At 60.8% G+C, this 14,821-nt stretch carries 18 protein-coding genes; 11 read left to right on the forward strand and 7 right to left on the reverse strand.

Annotated elements, in window-relative coordinates; translation table 11 throughout:
• Positions 1–209: 209 nt before the first annotated feature.
• The 10 genes from J5M73_RS13735 (at position 210) to J5M73_RS13780 (ending at position 7,280) form a co-directional block, all read left to right on the forward strand.
• Positions 210–1,184, forward strand: coding sequence for a KpsF/GutQ family sugar-phosphate isomerase (locus J5M73_RS13735; RefSeq protein ID WP_102861155.1), 975 nt, complete (start codon positions 210–212; stop codon positions 1,182–1,184).
• Positions 1,184–1,708 (forward strand): HAD family hydrolase, encoded by a 525-nt coding sequence (locus J5M73_RS13740; protein ID WP_102861154.1) that lies wholly within the window; start codon positions 1,184–1,186, stop codon positions 1,706–1,708. The genes J5M73_RS13735 and J5M73_RS13740 overlap by 1 nt, the downstream gene beginning before the upstream one ends.
• 9 nt (positions 1,709–1,717) lie before the next feature.
• Positions 1,718–2,290: an LPS export ABC transporter periplasmic protein LptC gene (gene lptC, locus J5M73_RS13745; RefSeq protein ID WP_102861153.1), complete on the forward strand. Its 573-nt coding sequence runs from the start codon at positions 1,718–1,720 to the stop codon at positions 2,288–2,290.
• Entirely contained in the window at positions 2,277–2,822 is a 546-nt protein-coding gene (gene lptA, locus J5M73_RS13750) for a lipopolysaccharide transport periplasmic protein LptA (protein WP_102861152.1), read from the forward strand. Before lptC ends, lptA begins: the two co-directional genes overlap by 14 nt.
• The gene (lptB, locus tag J5M73_RS13755; RefSeq protein WP_011059270.1) at positions 2,822–3,547 is read left to right on the forward strand and encodes an LPS export ABC transporter ATP-binding protein; all 726 of its coding nucleotides are present in this window, start codon (positions 2,822–2,824) and stop codon (positions 3,545–3,547) included. The genes lptA and lptB overlap by 1 nt, the downstream gene beginning before the upstream one ends.
• A 182-nt stretch (positions 3,548–3,729) precedes the next feature.
• On the forward strand, positions 3,730–5,223 hold the full coding sequence (locus J5M73_RS13760; RefSeq protein WP_102861151.1) for an RNA polymerase factor sigma-54: 1,494 nt from the start codon (positions 3,730–3,732) through the stop codon (positions 5,221–5,223).
• A gap of 125 nt (positions 5,224–5,348) precedes the next feature.
• On the forward strand, positions 5,349–5,654 hold the full coding sequence (gene raiA / locus J5M73_RS13765; RefSeq protein ID WP_016966642.1) for a ribosome-associated translation inhibitor RaiA: 306 nt from the start codon (positions 5,349–5,351) through the stop codon (positions 5,652–5,654).
• Between the two features lie 12 nt (positions 5,655–5,666).
• A complete protein-coding gene (ptsN, locus tag J5M73_RS13770) occupies positions 5,667–6,131 on the forward strand; it encodes a PTS IIA-like nitrogen regulatory protein PtsN (protein ID WP_011059267.1) in 465 nt (154 codons plus the stop codon).
• A 2-nt stretch (positions 6,132–6,133) separates the two neighbouring features.
• Positions 6,134–6,991, forward strand: coding sequence for an RNase adapter RapZ (gene rapZ / locus J5M73_RS13775; RefSeq protein WP_016966640.1), 858 nt, complete (start codon positions 6,134–6,136; stop codon positions 6,989–6,991).
• Between the two features lie 16 nt (positions 6,992–7,007).
• Positions 7,008–7,280, forward strand: a complete 273-nt coding sequence (locus tag J5M73_RS13780) for an HPr family phosphocarrier protein (RefSeq protein ID WP_041115979.1) — start codon at positions 7,008–7,010, stop codon at positions 7,278–7,280.
• Positions 7,281–7,309: 29 nt separating this feature from the next.
• On the opposite strand, the gene J5M73_RS13785 is transcribed toward J5M73_RS13780, so the two are convergent.
• The 6 genes from J5M73_RS13785 to pmbA all read right to left on the reverse strand — a co-directional run bounded on the left by J5M73_RS13785 (position 7,310) and on the right by pmbA (position 12,675).
• Entirely contained in the window at positions 7,310–8,203 is an 894-nt protein-coding gene (locus J5M73_RS13785) for a ZIP family metal transporter (RefSeq protein ID WP_207815829.1), read from the reverse strand.
• Positions 8,204–8,236: 33 nt separating this feature from the next.
• The gene (locus J5M73_RS13790; RefSeq protein WP_102861149.1) at positions 8,237–8,848 is read right to left on the reverse strand and encodes a superoxide dismutase; all 612 of its coding nucleotides are present in this window, start codon (positions 8,846–8,848) and stop codon (positions 8,237–8,239) included.
• Between the two features lies 1 nt (position 8,849).
• Positions 8,850–9,299 carry a hypothetical protein gene (locus tag J5M73_RS13795; RefSeq protein WP_102861148.1) on the reverse strand — a complete coding sequence of 150 codons (450 nt, stop codon included), beginning with the start codon at positions 9,297–9,299 and terminating at the stop codon, positions 8,850–8,852.
• A 27-nt stretch (positions 9,300–9,326) separates the two neighbouring features.
• Positions 9,327–10,703: a class II fumarate hydratase gene (locus tag J5M73_RS13800; RefSeq protein WP_102861147.1), complete on the reverse strand. Its 1,377-nt coding sequence runs from the start codon at positions 10,701–10,703 to the stop codon at positions 9,327–9,329.
• On the reverse strand, positions 10,696–11,091 hold the full coding sequence (locus tag J5M73_RS13805; protein WP_102861146.1) for a FagA protein: 396 nt from the start codon (positions 11,089–11,091) through the stop codon (positions 10,696–10,698). Before J5M73_RS13805 ends, J5M73_RS13800 begins: the two co-directional genes overlap by 8 nt.
• A gap of 237 nt (positions 11,092–11,328) precedes the next feature.
• Positions 11,329–12,675 carry a metalloprotease PmbA gene (pmbA, locus tag J5M73_RS13810; protein WP_102861145.1) on the reverse strand — a complete coding sequence of 449 codons (1,347 nt, stop codon included), beginning with the start codon at positions 12,673–12,675 and terminating at the stop codon, positions 11,329–11,331.
• Positions 12,676–12,783: 108 nt separating this feature from the next.
• Here pmbA and yjgA point away from each other — a divergent pair, with 108 nt between their 5' ends.
• Positions 12,784–13,305 (forward strand): ribosome biogenesis factor YjgA, encoded by a 522-nt coding sequence (gene yjgA / locus J5M73_RS13815; protein WP_102861144.1) that lies wholly within the window; start codon positions 12,784–12,786, stop codon positions 13,303–13,305.
• A 48-nt stretch (positions 13,306–13,353) separates the two neighbouring features.
• Here yjgA and tldD read toward each other — a convergent pair whose 3' ends face one another.
• Positions 13,354–14,796 carry a metalloprotease TldD gene (tldD, locus tag J5M73_RS13820; RefSeq protein ID WP_102861143.1) on the reverse strand — a complete coding sequence of 481 codons (1,443 nt, stop codon included), beginning with the start codon at positions 14,794–14,796 and terminating at the stop codon, positions 13,354–13,356.
• Between the last annotated feature and the right edge of the window lie 25 nt (positions 14,797–14,821).

Here is a 14,821-nt window from a genome sequence, read left to right on the forward strand (position 1 = left end):
ACGTGCCCCTGGGCAGGCCGAACTGGCGGCGAACTATATCACTGCTGATACGGAGCCCCCAAGGCCGAAGCCGTGAACGTTCAGGTCCAAGACAGGCAAAATCGGAGGAATCCTAATACCGGCCAGATAAAGGCTGACGAACTTGCGTGAGGGATTTGTTCATTACCGCTATAATCGCCGCCTTTTCATCGGGCTATACGATTTCAGACATGAGCCAATCCAGCGACCTGATTCAATCAGCACAACGCACCATCCGCCTCGAACTTCAGGCCGTAGAAGGCTTGCTGCCCCATATCGATGCAGATTTCGTACGCGCTTGCGAGATGATTCTGGCCAGTAAAGGCCGCGTGGTAGTGGTCGGCATGGGCAAGTCCGGGCACGTCGGCAACAAGATCGCCGCCACCCTGGCCAGCACCGGCACCACGGCTTTCTTTGTCCACCCGGCTGAAGCCAGTCATGGCGACATGGGCATGATCACTCGCGACGACGTGATCCTGGCCCTCTCCAACTCCGGCTCCACCAACGAAATCGTCACCCTGCTGCCCTTGATCAAGCGCCTGGGCATCCAGTTGATCAGCCTGACCGGCAACCCTGACTCGCCGCTGGCCAAGGCCGCCGACGTCAACCTCAATGTGCATGTCGAACACGAGGCCTGCCCGCTGAACCTGGCGCCGACCTCCTCGACCACTGCCGCCCTGGTCATGGGCGATGCCCTGGCCGTAGCCCTGCTGGAAGCTCGCGGGTTCACCGCCGAAGACTTCGCTTTCTCCCATCCCGGAGGCGCCCTGGGCCGCCGTCTGCTGCTCAAGGTGGAGAATGTGATGCATGAAGGCACCGAGTTGCCGCAGGTGCAAAGGGGCACCCTGCTCAAGGACGCGCTCATGGAGATGACCCGCAAGGGCCTGGGCATGACCGTGATCCTGGAGGCCGATGGCCGCCTGGCCGGGATCTTCACCGACGGCGACTTGCGCCGCACCCTGGATCGCGCCATCGATATTCATCACGCCACCATCGACTCGGTCATGACTCCTCACGGCAAGACGGCACGCGCCGATATGCTGGCAGCCGAAGCCCTGAAGATCATGGAAGACCATAAAATCAGCGCCCTGGTGGTGGTGGACAAGGAAGACCGGCCGATCGGTGCCTTGAACATGCACGATCTGCTGCGCGCGGGAGTGATGTAATGAGTGCCGACCTGCTGCAACGCGGTAAAAACATCAAGCTGGCGGTTTTCGACGTCGACGGCGTACTGACCGACGGTCGCCTGTACTTCCTTGAAGACGGCAGCGAGTTCAAGACGTTCAATACCCTCGACGGCCAAGGCATCAAGATGCTCATGGCCGCCGGGGTGCAAACGGCGATCATCAGCGGGCGCAAGACCCCCGTGGTGGAGCGCCGGGCCAAGAACCTGGGGATTCCCCACCTGTACCAGGGTCGTGAAGACAAGCTGGTGGTGCTGGACGAACTTCTTGCCCAACTGGGCCTAAGCTATGAACAGGTCGCCTATCTGGGCGACGACCTGCCCGACCTGCCGGTGATCCGCCGTGTCGGCCTGGGCATGGCGGTGGCCAACGCAGCCGGCTTTGTCCGCGAACACGCCCATGGCATTACTGTAGCCCGCGGTGGCGAAGGCGCTGCCCGCGAGTTCTGCGAGCTGATCCTGCAAGCCCAGGACCGCCTTGAAGCAGCCAACGCCGCTTATTTATAGAGCCCTCCCATGCTGAGTAAAAAGATTCGCAACATCCTGATATTCGGGATCATCGCCCTGCTGTTCGCGGCGGTCGGTTACTGGAACATCAGCCCTGAGCGCTTCCTCGACAAGCCGGTAGTGCAGGTCGACGACAACGCCATCGACTATTACGTGATCAACGCCCGCAGCGTGCAGTACCTGCCTGACGGCAAGCTGCAGTACGAAATGACCTCGGACAAAGTGGAGCACGTCAAGGCCAGCGAAGTGACGCTGCTGACCAAGCCGGACCTGCAGATGTACCGCGGCACCACTTTCCCCTGGCACGTCCAGAGCGAGCGCGGCGAAGTCAATCCGGACGGCACCGAGGTCGAGCTGATCGATTCGGTACGGGTTTCCCGCACTGATGAGCGCAACCGCAACCTGCTGATCACCACCAGCCGCATGACAGTATTCCCGCAGAAGCAATATGCGCAGACCGAGCAAGCCGTTAGAATCGACGGCGCCGGCGGCGTGACTACGGCCAAGGGAATGAAAGCGTATTTGAAAGACGGCAGGATGAACCTGCTATCGAACGTAAGAGGACAGTATGAGGCTCGTTAAAACCCTCCCTATTTTGCTCAGTCTGGGCGCAGCACTGGGAAGCGTGAGCGCCTGGGCTCTGCCGAACGATAGCCAACAGCCAATCCGCATCCAGGCCGACGACGCCCAGTTGGACGACAAGAACGGCGTAGCCACCTACAAGGGCGATGTGATCATCACCCAGGGTTCGATGAAGATCACTGGCAACACCGTGACCATCACCCGAGCCCAGAGCGGCGAAATCGACGTAGTGACGTCGGTGGGCAACCTCGCCTACTTCGAGCAACTGCAGAAGCAGACCGACCCGAAACCGGTTCAGGCCTACGCTGTGACCATCCAGTACCACGCTCAGCAGAATCGCATCGTGCTGATCGACAAAGCCAAGGTCATCAACGACGGCAACACCACCGAAGGCGAGAAGATCGTCTACGACACCGTCAAGCAAGTGGCTAACGCCGGTCGCGCCAATGGCAGCTCGGTCACCGCGCCACGTCCGCGGATCGACATGGTCATCCAGCCGAAAAAGAAAACCGACGAGCAAAAGGCCCAGTAATGGCAACTCTGAAAGCTCAGCACCTGGCCAAGAGCTACAAGAGCCGTCAGGTCGTGCGTGACGTCAGCCTGTCCATCGACAGCGGCCAGATCGTCGGCCTGCTCGGCCCCAACGGCGCCGGCAAGACCACCTGTTTCTACATGATCGTCGGCCTGGTCCAGGCCGATCAGGGTCGCGTCCTGATCGACGACCTGGATGTCAGCCACCAACCGATGCACGGTCGCGCCCGCGCCGGCATCGGCTACCTGCCACAGGAAGCCTCGATCTTCCGCAAGCTGTCGGTGGCCGACAACATCATGGCCATCCTCGAGACCCGCAAGGAACTCGACAAGGCCGGCCGTCGCCAGGAACTGGAAAGCCTGCTGCAGGAGTTCCACATCAACCATATCCGCGACAACCTCGGCATGAGCCTGTCCGGTGGTGAGCGCCGTCGCGTGGAAATCGCCCGCGCCCTGGCCACCGCGCCCAAGTTCATCCTGCTGGACGAACCCTTCGCCGGCGTGGACCCGATCTCGGTCGGCGATATCAAGCAGATCATCCATCACCTGAAGGCCAAGGGCATCGGGGTGCTGATCACCGACCACAATGTCCGCGAAACCCTGGACATCTGTGAAACCGCCTATATCGTCAATGACGGGCAACTGATTGCCGAAGGCGACTCCGAGACCATCCTGGCCAACGAATTGGTCAAGGAAGTCTATCTGGGCCATGAGTTCCGCCTGTAAAGGCTGAGGTGTCGGGCTAGATGCCAGAGCGCCAGGAACAATAAATCCCTACTGATTTTATTGTTACAGCGCTCTAGGCAAACACTTCAGTTTCAGGCATATAATTTGCTTATGTTTGGCGCTCCGGCGCCCTGTAGTGGATGGCGCATGTGCGCCGGCAAATAAGGTGTTAAGCCCCTGCCATGAAACCATCGCTAGTCCTGAGAATGGGCCAGCAGCTGACGATGACACCGCAGCTGCAACAGGCCATCCGCCTGCTCCAATTGTCGACCCTGGACCTGCAACAGGAAATCCAGGAGGCCCTGGAGTCCAACCCGATGCTCGAACGCCAGGAAGATGGCGAAGACTTCGACAACAGCGACCCCTTGGCCGACAACACCGAGTCCAAACCCAACACCGAGATTCAGGAACCCTCCTACCAGGAAACCGCCCCCACGGTGGATAACCTCGAGGAAGGCGAATGGAACGAACGCATCCCCAACGAGCTACCGGTGGACACCGCGTGGGAAGACGTCTACCAGACCAGCGCCAGCAGCCTGCCCAGCAGCGATGACGATGAATGGGACTTCACCACTCGCACATCGGCCGGCGAGAGCCTGCAAAGCCACCTGCTCTGGCAACTGAACCTGGCGCCAATGTCGGATACCGATCGCCTGATCGCCGTGACCCTGATCGATTGCATCAACAATCAGGGTTACCTGGACGAAACCCTTGAGGAGATTCTCGAGGCCTTCGATCCGGAGCTGGACATCGAGCTGGACGAGATCGAAGCCGTCCTGCACCGCATCCAGCAATTCGAGCCGGCCGGCATCGGCGCCCGCAACCTGGGTGAATGCCTGCTGCTGCAACTGCGCCAACTGCCAGCGAAAACTCCCTGGCTGAGCGAAGCCCAGCGCCTGGTCAGTGACTACATCGACCTCCTGGGCAGTCGCGACTACAGCCAGCTGATGCGCCGCATGAAGCTCAAGGAAGACGAACTGCGTCAAGTCATCGAGCTGGTGCAGAGCCTCAATCCGCGCCCGGGCTCACAGATCGAATCCAGCGAAGCCGAGTACGTAGTACCGGACGTCATCGTGCGCAAGGACAACGAGCGCTGGCTGGTGGAGCTGAATCAGGAATCGGTGCCACGCCTGCGGGTCAACGCACAGTACGCCGGCTTTGTTCGCCGCGCCGACACCAGTGCCGACAACACTTTCATGCGCAATCAGTTGCAGGAGGCTCGCTGGTTCATCAAGAGCCTGCAGAGTCGCAACGAAACCCTGATGAAAGTCGCCACTCAGATCGTTGAGCACCAACGAGGCTTCCTGGAGTACGGCGACGAAGCCATGAAACCTCTGGTTCTGCATGACATCGCTGAAGCTGTGGGCATGCACGAATCGACCATTTCCCGTGTAACCACGCAAAAATTCATGCATACCCCCCGGGGCATATATGAACTGAAATACTTTTTCTCCAGCCACGTCAGCACCTCCGAAGGCGGCGAATGCTCGTCCACGGCCATCCGCGCGATCATCAAAAAACTGGTGGCTGCGGAAAATCAGAAAAAGCCGTTGAGTGACAGCAAGATCGCTGGTTTACTGGAGGCACAAGGCATTCAGGTAGCCCGTCGTACCGTCGCCAAGTACCGCGAATCCCTTGGGATCGCGCCTTCCAGCGAACGGAAGCGGTTGATGTAGCCGCAGGGCTGGCCACAGCGTTTCAGAGTGTGTTTGAAACAGGCCGAAAGTCGGTTTCAAACGCGGTCTAGGTGGCAGGCAACCCAGCCTGTCGCGTTATGCACTGGCAACGAAGGAGAAGCTGTATGCAAGTCAACATCAGTGGACACCAACTCGAAGTGACTGAACCTCTGCGCGCTTACATCGGCGAGAAACTCGACCGGCTGGAGCGGCACTTCGACAAGATTACCAATGTGCAGGTCACCATGGCTGTCGAGAAGCTGAAACAGAAAATCGAAGCCACCCTGCACATCCACGGTGGGGAGGTCGTCGCCAATGCAGAACATGACGATATGTATGCCGCAATTGACCTGCTCACGGACAAGCTTGACCGCCAACTGAAAAAGCATAAGGAAAAGCAACTCCACCTTCTCCAAGGCACGGGTCGCTAACACTCCCCTCCCATGATCCGACTTGAAAGTATCCTGACCCCCGGCCGTTCCCTGGTGAACGTGCCGGGCGGCAGTAAAAAACGCGCCCTCGAACAAATTGCCAACCTGATCAGCCGCGAAGTGCCTGATCTGGAGATGCAGGATGTCTTCGAGAGCCTGATCGCCCGTGAAAAACTCGGTTCCACCGGTTTTGGCAACGGCATCGCCATTCCCCACTGCCGCCTCAAAGGCTGTGAGTCGCCTATCAGTGCATTGATGCACCTGGACGCTCCGATCGATTTCGACGCCATCGACGGTGCCCCCGTGGATCTGCTGTTCGTCCTCCTGGTTCCGGAAGCCGCCACCGACGCACACCTGGAACTGCTCCGGCAGATCGCCAGCATGCTCGATCGCAAGGAAGTCCGTGACCGGCTGCGCAGTGCCACCAGCAATGAAGCCTTGTATCAGGTTGTCCTGGACGAGCAAAACGGTCAGTAACCATGCGCTTGATCATTGTCAGCGGCCGCTCCGGCTCAGGTAAAAGCACCGCCCTCGATGTTCTTGAGGACCACGGCTACTACTGCATCGACAACCTTCCCGCCGGCTTGCTGCCCGAGCTGGCCGAGCGCGCGTTGATTCACACGGAACTGGCACAACCTCTGGTAGCGGTTTCCATCGACGCCCGAAACCTGCCCAGCCATCTGTCGCGCTTCCCCGAGTTGCTGGAAGAAGTGCGCAGCCGGCATATCCAGTGCGACGTGCTCTATCTGGACGCCGATGAGGAAACCCTGCTCAAGCGCTTCTCGGAAACCCGGCGGCGCCACCCGCTGAGCAGTGCCAATCGCTCGCTTGCTGAAGCCATCCACGATGAGACTCAACTGCTGGGGCCGATCGTCGATCTGGCCGACCTCAAGGTCAACACCACCAATCTGAACCTCTACCAATTGCGGGACACCATCAAGCTGCGCCTGCTGAACCAACCCGAACCCGGGACCGCGTTCCTGGTGGAGTCTTTCGGTTTCAAGCGCGGCATGCCGGTGGACGCCGACCTGGTGTTCGACGTGCGCTGCCTGCCCAATCCGTACTGGAAGCCCGAACTGCGCGCCCAATCCGGTCTGGACGCTCCCGTGGCCGAATACCTGGCCGCACAGCCCGATGTCGAAGAAATGTTCCAGGACATCGAAAGCTATCTGCTCAAGTGGCTGCCACGCTTCGCTGCCAGCAACCGCGCCTACGTGACCATTGCCATTGGCTGCACCGGCGGACATCACCGCTCCGTGTACCTGACCGAGCGCCTGGGCAAGGTGTTGCAAAAAACCCTGAAGAACGTCCAGGTTCGCCACCGCGACCTTAGCTGAAAGGATCTACCCCGCGATGCCAGCTCTGGAAATCGAGATCATCAACAAACTGGGTTTGCACGCCCGCGCTTCAGCCAAATTCGTCGGTGTAGCGGGACAGTTCCCCTGCCAGATCCGCGCCGGCAGGAGCCCGGAGTCAATGGTGGACGGCAAAAGCATCATGGCCATGATGATGCTCGCCGCAGGCAAGGGCACCAAGATCCATCTGAAGACCGAAGGCGAGCAGGAACAGGAAGCGCTGAATGCGCTGGTGGCATTGATCAACAACTACTTCGACGAGGGCGAGTAAGCCCCTGCGGGCCACTCGCCAAACGGCCCTCAGGCAAGCGCCGTGTCCATCACCATCATCAGGCAAAAGCCGATGCACAATCCGAGGCTGGCGAGCTTTTCGTGACCATTGCGGCGGGACTCGGGAATCACTTCGTGAGTCACCACCAGCAACATGGCTCCCGCCGCCAAGGCCAACCCCAGCGGCAGCAGCACCTGCGCCAGACTGACCAACCAGGCACAGAGCAAGGCAAAGACCGGCTCTACCAAGCCTGAAGCGGCGCCAATCAGAAATGCCCTGACCCGCGACATCCCCGCCCCCGCCAGCACCAGAGCGATCACCAGCCCCTCCGGTACATCCTGCAGGGCAATCCCCATGGCCAAGCTGTCCGCGTCCGCCATGCCGCCCCCTGCCGACACCCCCACCGCCATGCCTTCCGGAATGTTGTGGGCAATGATGGCGAAGACAAACAGCCAGATGCGTGGCGCAATCACCGGACGCTCCGCCGTACCTACCAGCACTTCAGGGCTGGCTCCCGACACCTTGCGATCCACCAGGAACAAGCCAAAAGCCCCCAGCATGATGCCGGCGCAAACCAGGCCACTGGAGCCCCAGGCAGACAAGCCCAAGTCTTGAGCAGCGGCAATACCGGGAACGATCAGCGAAAACGCCGTCGCCGCCAGCATCACCCCAGCGCCAAAACCCAGCAACGTATCGCTCACGGCCATCGGCATTCTGCGGATCACCAGCACCGGGACCGCCCCCAGTGCCGTGCCCAGTGCGCAAAGCGACCCACCCTGCAAGGCGCGCAACAACCTTGGCTCCAGATCCAGCCAGCTCAGCCCTTGAGCCACCAGCAGCGCAGTGCCCGCCAACAGCAACAGCGAACCGAAGGCATAACGAAACATCCGTCCGCTGCTGATCGCCAGTGTTTCAGTGCCCATAGTCGGCCTTAGGTCTTGTTATGAATGGAGGTATCAGGCCATCGCGGCCTGATAGCGTTGAGCGACTTCCGGCCAATTGATCACGTTGTAGAACGCATTGATGTATTCCGGCCGACGGTTCTGATAACGCAGGTAGTAGGCGTGCTCCCACACGTCCAGACCGAGAATCGGCGTGTTGCCATTCATCAGCGGGCTGTCCTGGTTACCGCTGCTTTCCACCAGCAGCTTTTTCTCCGGAGTCACGCTGAGCCAGGCCCAGCCACTGCCGAAACGGGTCAGCGCAGCCTTAGTGAACGCCTCCTTGAAGCGCTCGAAACCACCCAGCTGCTGCTCGATTGCCTGAGCCAGGGCACCCTCGGGCTTACCGCCGCCGGCCGGGGTCATCACCGCCCAGAACAGCGAATGGTTGGCGTGGCCACCCCCTTGGTTGATCACCGCGGCCCGAAGTTTTTCCGGCAGTTGCTGGACGCTGGCCACCAGTTTTTCGACTTCCCAGCCCGCCCATTCAGTGCCTTCTACAGCGGCATTGAGATTGTTGATGTAGGTCTGGTGGTGCTTGCTGTAGTGAATCTCCATGGTCTGCGCATCGATGTGCGGCTCCAGGGCGTCGTAGGCATAAGGCAGTGCAGGCAAGGTAAAGGACATATCAATGGGCTCCGTAAGAGGGGCTGTCGGCTAGCGGGCTGTCGGCTGACAGGCCCGCGACGTTGCTGTCCAGCAAACGATGAGTACGGGGGTATTCACCGTGATCACCGATGAAATTCAGCAGTTCGACGTAGGTCTTGCTGCTCTGGCGCAAAGCCGCTTCGCGCAAGGCCGGGCTGAGGCGGCTGTCCTGCATGGTCTGCAGCAGGCGCTGGTGGATCGCGCAGAGGTACTCTGCGCTCTCCTCCGGCTGGTTCAGGCGCAAATGCAGGTCCGCCAGGTTGTGATGGGAAATCACACAGGCTGCCACCGCCTCGTCGGCATCCCCCCAGCGCTCGAACAACACCTGCGCCAAGGCCAGTGCCTGCAGGTAGAACTCGCGAGCATCCACCAGTTCGCCCTGCATAAAGAGGCGATTGGCCCTTTCGATCGTGCGTTTCCAGTGCTCCATGGTGAGCCTCCAAAGCGGTGTTGGGAGTTACACGCCGCCTGCGGTGAGTTTTTCCGGGTCCAGCAGGACCTCAAGCTGGCTGCGTGGCAGATCAGTGAGTTCAAGTGCCACGTCGATCACCGGGCAACCTTGCCTGTAGGCAGTCTTGGCAATTTCAGCGGCCTTCTGATACCCAATGATCGGGTTCAGAGCAGTCACCAGGATCGGGTTGCGTGACAGTGCTTCCTTGAGCTTGGGCTCGTTGACCTTGAAGCTGGCAATGGCCTTGTCCGCCAACAGGCGACTGGAGTTGGCCAGCAGTTCAATGCTACCGAGCAGGTTCTGGGCAATGATCGGCAGCATCACGTTGAGCTCGAAGTTGCCCGATTGCCCGGCCACGGTGATGGTGCTGTCGTTGCCAATGACTTGGGCCGCGACCATCGCCACGGCTTCCGGAATCACCGGATTGACCTTGCCCGGCATGATCGACGAGCCCGGCTGCAGCCCCTCCAGCTCGATCTCGCCAAGCCCCGCCAGTGGACCGGAGTTCATCCAGCGCAAGTCGTTGGCGATCTTCATCAACGACACCGCTGTGGCCTTGAGCTGGCCGGACACCGTGACCGCCGTGTCCTGTGAGCCGATCAGGGCGAACAGGTTCTTGCCCGGGGTGAACTGCACCTGGGTCAGCTTGCTCAACTGTCGGCTGAAGCGCGCAGCGAACTCGGGGTGAGCGTTGATTCCGGTACCCACGGCGGTGCCGCCCTGAGCCAGGGCCTGCAGGCTCGGCAGCAGGTCCTGCAAGTGAGCGATATTGGCCTTGAGCTGCTGCGCCCAACCGTCCAGCACCTGGCTCATTCGCACCGGCATCGCATCCATCAGGTGGGTACGACCGGTCTTGATGAAGGGATGTACCTGCACCGCCTTGCGCTCGATGACCTCCACCAGATGCACCAGTGCCGGCAGCAGTTGCTCATGCAGGGTCAGGGCTGCGCTGACGTGAATGGTGGTGGGAATGATGTCGTTGCTGCTCTGACCACAGTTGACGTGGTCATTGGGATTGACCGGCTCGCCCAACAGGCGGCTGGCCAAGGTCGCCAGCACTTCGTTGGCGTTCATGTTGGAACTGGTACCGGAGCCGGTCTGGAAGATATCCACCGGGAAGTGCTGCATGAAGTCACCCTCCAGCAAGCCCTGGGCGGCATCGACAATGGCCTTGCCCTGGGACGCGCTGAGCTGCCCAAGCTCGACGTTGGCCTCGGCCGCTGCAGCCTTGGCCAGAATCAGGGCACGAATGAAGGCTGCCGGCATGCGTTGCCCGCTGATGGGAAAGTTATCCACCGCGCGCTGAGTCTGCGCGCCATACAAGGCCTGCTCCGGGACCTGCAGTTCGCCCATGCTGTCTCGTTCGATACGGGTATTACTCATCGGGAAATCCTTGCACCAGTTCAATCAGAGGAATGGAAGGCAACAGCGAGCAGGTCGCCAGTTGCCAGGCATGGCTTTGCCAGCGCTTGAGCCGGCACTTGCACAAAGACAACCGCTCCATGTCACGCAATGGCCGCCAGGCCTGATCCAGGCACAGGCTGCGCCAGTGCCAGGGCAGCGCAGTATCGGTAGCGGTATCGATCAACAAACGGAAGGAGGTTTCAGCGACGGTCCAGGCCGACATCGCGGTGCAGCACGCCAGGTAGCGGCCCTCGGCGAGGTAATGCTCGATCAGACGCGGTTCGTCCGGTTCCAGTGCGCAACGGATCTGGCGACTCATCCAGCGCCAGCTTTCGAGGTAGGGCTGCTCGTGCAAGGCAGAACTCATGACCTGGGCTCATTGAATAATGATTTTCATTATTAAATGATATTGAGAATCAAATCAATCTGACTTGTACGAATTTTGCCCAACTCTTGTAGGAGCCGACTTGGCGGCGAATGAGCCCCTGAGCCTGGTATCGAGCGTCAGGACGCCTTCGCTGGCAAGCCAGCTCCTAGAAAGCGCCAGGCATAAAAAAACGCGCCACCCGGGGAGGTGGCGCGTTGGGGTGACCCAGGAGGGCGGTCAGCTACCAGCGACAGTCATGCGTTCGATCAGCACCGAGCCGGTGCGGATGTTGCTGCGCAGTTCCAGGTCGTTACCCACGGCAATGATCTGCTTGAACATGTCCCGCAAATTCCCGGCAATGGTGACTTCCTGTACCGCGAACTGGATCTCGCCATTCTCGACCCAGAAACCCGCCGCACCACGGGAGTAATCCCCAGTGACCATGTTCAGGCCATGCCCCATCAACTCGGTCACCAACAGGCCACGCCCCATACGCCGCAGCAAAGCCGCCTGGTCTTCATCGCCATGGGTGACAAACAGGTTGTGCACGCCACCGGCGTTGGCGGTGCTCGGCATGCCCAGCTTGCGACCCGAGTAGGTACCCAGCACATAGGACACCAGTTCACCGTCCTTGACGAAAGGCTTGGCGTAAGTGGCCAGGCCGTCACCATCGAACGCCGAACTGCCCATGGCGCGCATCAGGTGCGGACGCTCATCGATGGTCAGCCACTGGGGAAACAGCTGTTGGCCCAAGGCGCCTTCAAGGAAGGATGACTTGCGATACAGATTGCCGCCGGAAATCGCGCCGAGAAAACTGCCGAACAGGCCGCCGGCCAGTTCCGCGGAAAACAGCACCGGCACTTCGCAGGTCGGCACCGGGCGGGCGCCAAGTCGACTGGCTGCGCGTTGGGCAGCACGCTGACCAATGCTCGCAGGGTCGGCCAGCAACTGGCCCTGGCGATTGACGTCATACCAGTAGTCGCGCTGCATCTGGCCGTCAGCCTCGGCAATCATCACGCAGCTCAGACTGTGGCGAGTGGAGGCATAACCACCGATAAAACCGTGACTGTTGCCATACACCCGGCAGCCCTGATGGGTGCTCAGGGTGGTGCCGTCGGCATTCTTGATCCGGCTGTCGGCGGCAAAGGCCGCAGCTTCACAGGCCAGGGCCTGTTCGATGGCCTGCTCTGGGGTGATGTCCCAGGCATGGAACAGGTCGAAGTCCTGCAGGTCCTTGGCCATCAAGGATGCATCGGCCAGCCCCGAGGCTTCGTCTTCGGAGGTGTGCTTGGCGATTGCCAGGGCCGCGGCCACGGTTTCACGAATGGCCTCGGGGCCGCTGGCAGAGGTGCTGGCCGAACCCTTGCGCTGGCCCACGTAGAGGGTGATGCCAAAGCCCTGGTCGCGGTTGAACTCCACGGTTTCCACTTCCCGCTGGCGCACCGAAGTCGACAGGCCCTGCTCCAGAGACACCGCTACTTCGCAGGCACTGGCCCCCTGGCGCTTGGCCTCGGCAACGATCTGCTCGACTTGCTCCTGCAGGGCCGGCAAAGCCTGTGGGCCGACGCTTTGTGCTGCACTCATGCTGTTCTCCACTCAAATTCTGCTTTCGATTAAGGCCGGCGAGCGACCGGGCCGGACAAGCGGCCCTCGACTGGTTATCATGGCGGCGTTTCTTTGCGGACTGCCACCATGGTTGATTCTTACGACGACTCCCTCGATGGGGAGAAAAGCAAATCCCAGGTCAAACGCGAGCTGCATGCTCTGGTTGATCTCGGCGAGCGCCTTACCACTCTCAAGCCTGACTTGCTGAACAAACTGCCGTTGACCGACGCCTTGCGCCGGGCCCTGGCGGATGCGCCCAAGCACGTCGCCCATATCGCCCGAAAGCGCCACCTGCAATTCATCGGCAAGCTGATGCGTGACCAGGACACCGACGCGATTCTGCAACTGCTCGACCAACTCGACGCCTCCACCCGGCAGTACAACGAACGTTTCCATAACCTGGAACGTTGGCGTGACCGCCTGATCGGCGGCGGCGATGACGTTCTGGAAAAGTTCGTCAGTGAATACCCGGACGCCGATCGCCAGCAACTGCGCTCCCTGATTCGTCAGGCCCAGCACGAGGTGGCCCATAACAAGGCACCGGCCTCCAGCCGTAAAATCTTCAAGTACATCCGCGAGCTGGACGAGACCCAACGCGGTCTGCGTTGAGTCCTCCACGGGTGAGCTGCCCAGCAGTTCACCCGGCGCCCTCTTCTCTTATGCCCCTGTGCCACCCACGGTGATCGCATCGATCTTCAAGGTCGGCTGACCGACGCCTACCGGCACTGATTGCCCGTCCTTGCCACAAGTGCCAACGCCGCTGTCCAGGGACAAATCGTTGCCCACCATCGACACTCGGCTCATCGCTTCAGGACCGTTGCCAATCAGGGTCGCGCCCTTGACCGGTGCGGTGATCTTGCCGTCTTCGATCAGATACGCCTCGCTGGTGGAAAACACGAACTTGCCGCTGGTGATGTCCACCTGGCCGCCGCCAAGGTTGGCGCAATAGATGCCTTTCTTCACCGAGGCGATGATTTCCGCCGGATCGCTTTCGCCAGCCAGCATGTAGGTGTTGGTCATGCGCGGCATCGGCAAGTGCGCGTAGGACTCACGACGCCCGTTGCCAGTGCGGGCCACGCCCATCAGGCGGGCATTGAGTTTGTCCTGCATATAGCCCTTGAGCACACCGTTCTCGATCAGGGTGGTGCATTCGGTCGGGGTGCCTTCGTCGTCCACACTCAGGGAGCCGCGACGCCCAGCCAGGGTGCCATCGTCGACGATGGTGCAAAGCTTGGAAGCCACCCTCTCGCCCATGCGGCCGCTGTAGGCCGAGCTGCCCTTGCGGTTGAAGTCGCCTTCCAGGCCGTGGCCCACGGCTTCGTGCAGCAGCACACCGGACCAGCCGGAGCCGAGTACCACCGGCAAGGTGCCCGCCGGTGCCGGAATGGCTTCGAGATTGACCAGGGCCTGACGCAGCGCTTCACGGGCATAGCCCATGGCCCGATCTTCAGTGAGGAAATAGCGGTAATCGGTACGCCCGCCGCCACCATGGCCACCGCGCTCGCGGCGGCCATTCTGCTCGACGATGACGCTGACGTTGAAGCGCACCAACGGCCGCACATCCGCCGCCAGGCCGCCGTCCGTCGAGGCCACCAGAATCCGCTCCCAGACCCCGGCCATGCTCACGCTGACCTGCTGGATACGCGGGTCCAGAGCACGAGTCGCCGCGTCCACTCGCTTGAGCAGTTCGACTTTCTCGGCCCGGCTGATGACTTCCAGAGGATTGTCCGGCGCATACAGTTGCGCCACGTCCTGGCTGGTGAAGGCCTGCACCGTACCGTTCTGTCCGGCCCGAGAGATCGAACGCGCAGCACGGGCCGCCAGTCCCAGGGCTTCCAGGGTGATGGCGTTGCTGTAGGCAAAGCCGGTCTTCTCCCCGGACTGCGCACGCACACCCACCCCTTGGTCGAGGTTGAAACTGCCTTCCTTGACGATCCCGTCTTCCAGGGACCAGGACTCGGAAATCTGCCCCTGGAAATACAGGTCGGCGGCATCGATGCCCGGGCCGGCCAGATCCCCCAGCACGCCCTGCAAGCTTTCGATGGTCACGCCGCCAGGGGCTAGAAGATGTTCACTGACTGAGGACAACAACCCGCTCATATGCTTTGGCCTTAAATTCGTCGTA

It is taken from the genome of Pseudomonas sp. 50_B, assembly GCF_017491625.1.
GTDB lineage: Bacteria > Pseudomonadota > Gammaproteobacteria > Pseudomonadales > Pseudomonadaceae > Aquipseudomonas > Aquipseudomonas danubii.

What these genes read in the sequence shown, in the direction of transcription:
- J5M73_RS13735 (WP_102861155.1), top strand. Translation starts at nt 210, where the DNA reads ATGAGCCAATCCAGCGACCTGATTCAATCAGCACAACGCACCATCCGC.
- J5M73_RS13740 (WP_102861154.1), top strand. Translation starts at nt 1,184, where the DNA reads ATGAGTGCCGACCTGCTGCAACGCGGTAAAAACATCAAGCTGGCGGTT.
- lptC (WP_102861153.1), top strand. Translation starts at nt 1,718, where the DNA reads ATGCTGAGTAAAAAGATTCGCAACATCCTGATATTCGGGATCATCGCC.
- lptA (WP_102861152.1), top strand. Translation starts at nt 2,277, where the DNA reads ATGAGGCTCGTTAAAACCCTCCCTATTTTGCTCAGTCTGGGCGCAGCA.
- lptB (WP_011059270.1), top strand. Translation starts at nt 2,822, where the DNA reads ATGGCAACTCTGAAAGCTCAGCACCTGGCCAAGAGCTACAAGAGCCGT.
- J5M73_RS13760 (WP_102861151.1), top strand. Translation starts at nt 3,730, where the DNA reads ATGAAACCATCGCTAGTCCTGAGAATGGGCCAGCAGCTGACGATGACA.
- raiA (WP_016966642.1), top strand. Translation starts at nt 5,349, where the DNA reads ATGCAAGTCAACATCAGTGGACACCAACTCGAAGTGACTGAACCTCTG.
- ptsN (WP_011059267.1), top strand. Translation starts at nt 5,667, where the DNA reads ATGATCCGACTTGAAAGTATCCTGACCCCCGGCCGTTCCCTGGTGAAC.
- rapZ (WP_016966640.1), top strand. Translation starts at nt 6,134, where the DNA reads ATGCGCTTGATCATTGTCAGCGGCCGCTCCGGCTCAGGTAAAAGCACC.
- J5M73_RS13780 (WP_041115979.1), top strand. Translation starts at nt 7,008, where the DNA reads ATGCCAGCTCTGGAAATCGAGATCATCAACAAACTGGGTTTGCACGCC.
- J5M73_RS13785 (WP_207815829.1), bottom strand. Translation starts at nt 8,203, where the DNA reads ATGGGCACTGAAACACTGGCGATCAGCAGCGGACGGATGTTTCGTTAT.
- J5M73_RS13790 (WP_102861149.1), bottom strand. Translation starts at nt 8,848, where the DNA reads ATGTCCTTTACCTTGCCTGCACTGCCTTATGCCTACGACGCCCTGGAG.
- J5M73_RS13795 (WP_102861148.1), bottom strand. Translation starts at nt 9,299, where the DNA reads ATGGAGCACTGGAAACGCACGATCGAAAGGGCCAATCGCCTCTTTATG.
- J5M73_RS13800 (WP_102861147.1), bottom strand. Translation starts at nt 10,703, where the DNA reads ATGAGTAATACCCGTATCGAACGAGACAGCATGGGCGAACTGCAGGTC.
- J5M73_RS13805 (WP_102861146.1), bottom strand. Translation starts at nt 11,091, where the DNA reads ATGAGTTCTGCCTTGCACGAGCAGCCCTACCTCGAAAGCTGGCGCTGG.
- pmbA (WP_102861145.1), bottom strand. Translation starts at nt 12,675, where the DNA reads ATGAGTGCAGCACAAAGCGTCGGCCCACAGGCTTTGCCGGCCCTGCAG.
- yjgA (WP_102861144.1), top strand. Translation starts at nt 12,784, where the DNA reads ATGGTTGATTCTTACGACGACTCCCTCGATGGGGAGAAAAGCAAATCC.
- tldD (WP_102861143.1), bottom strand. Translation starts at nt 14,796, where the DNA reads ATGAGCGGGTTGTTGTCCTCAGTCAGTGAACATCTTCTAGCCCCTGGC.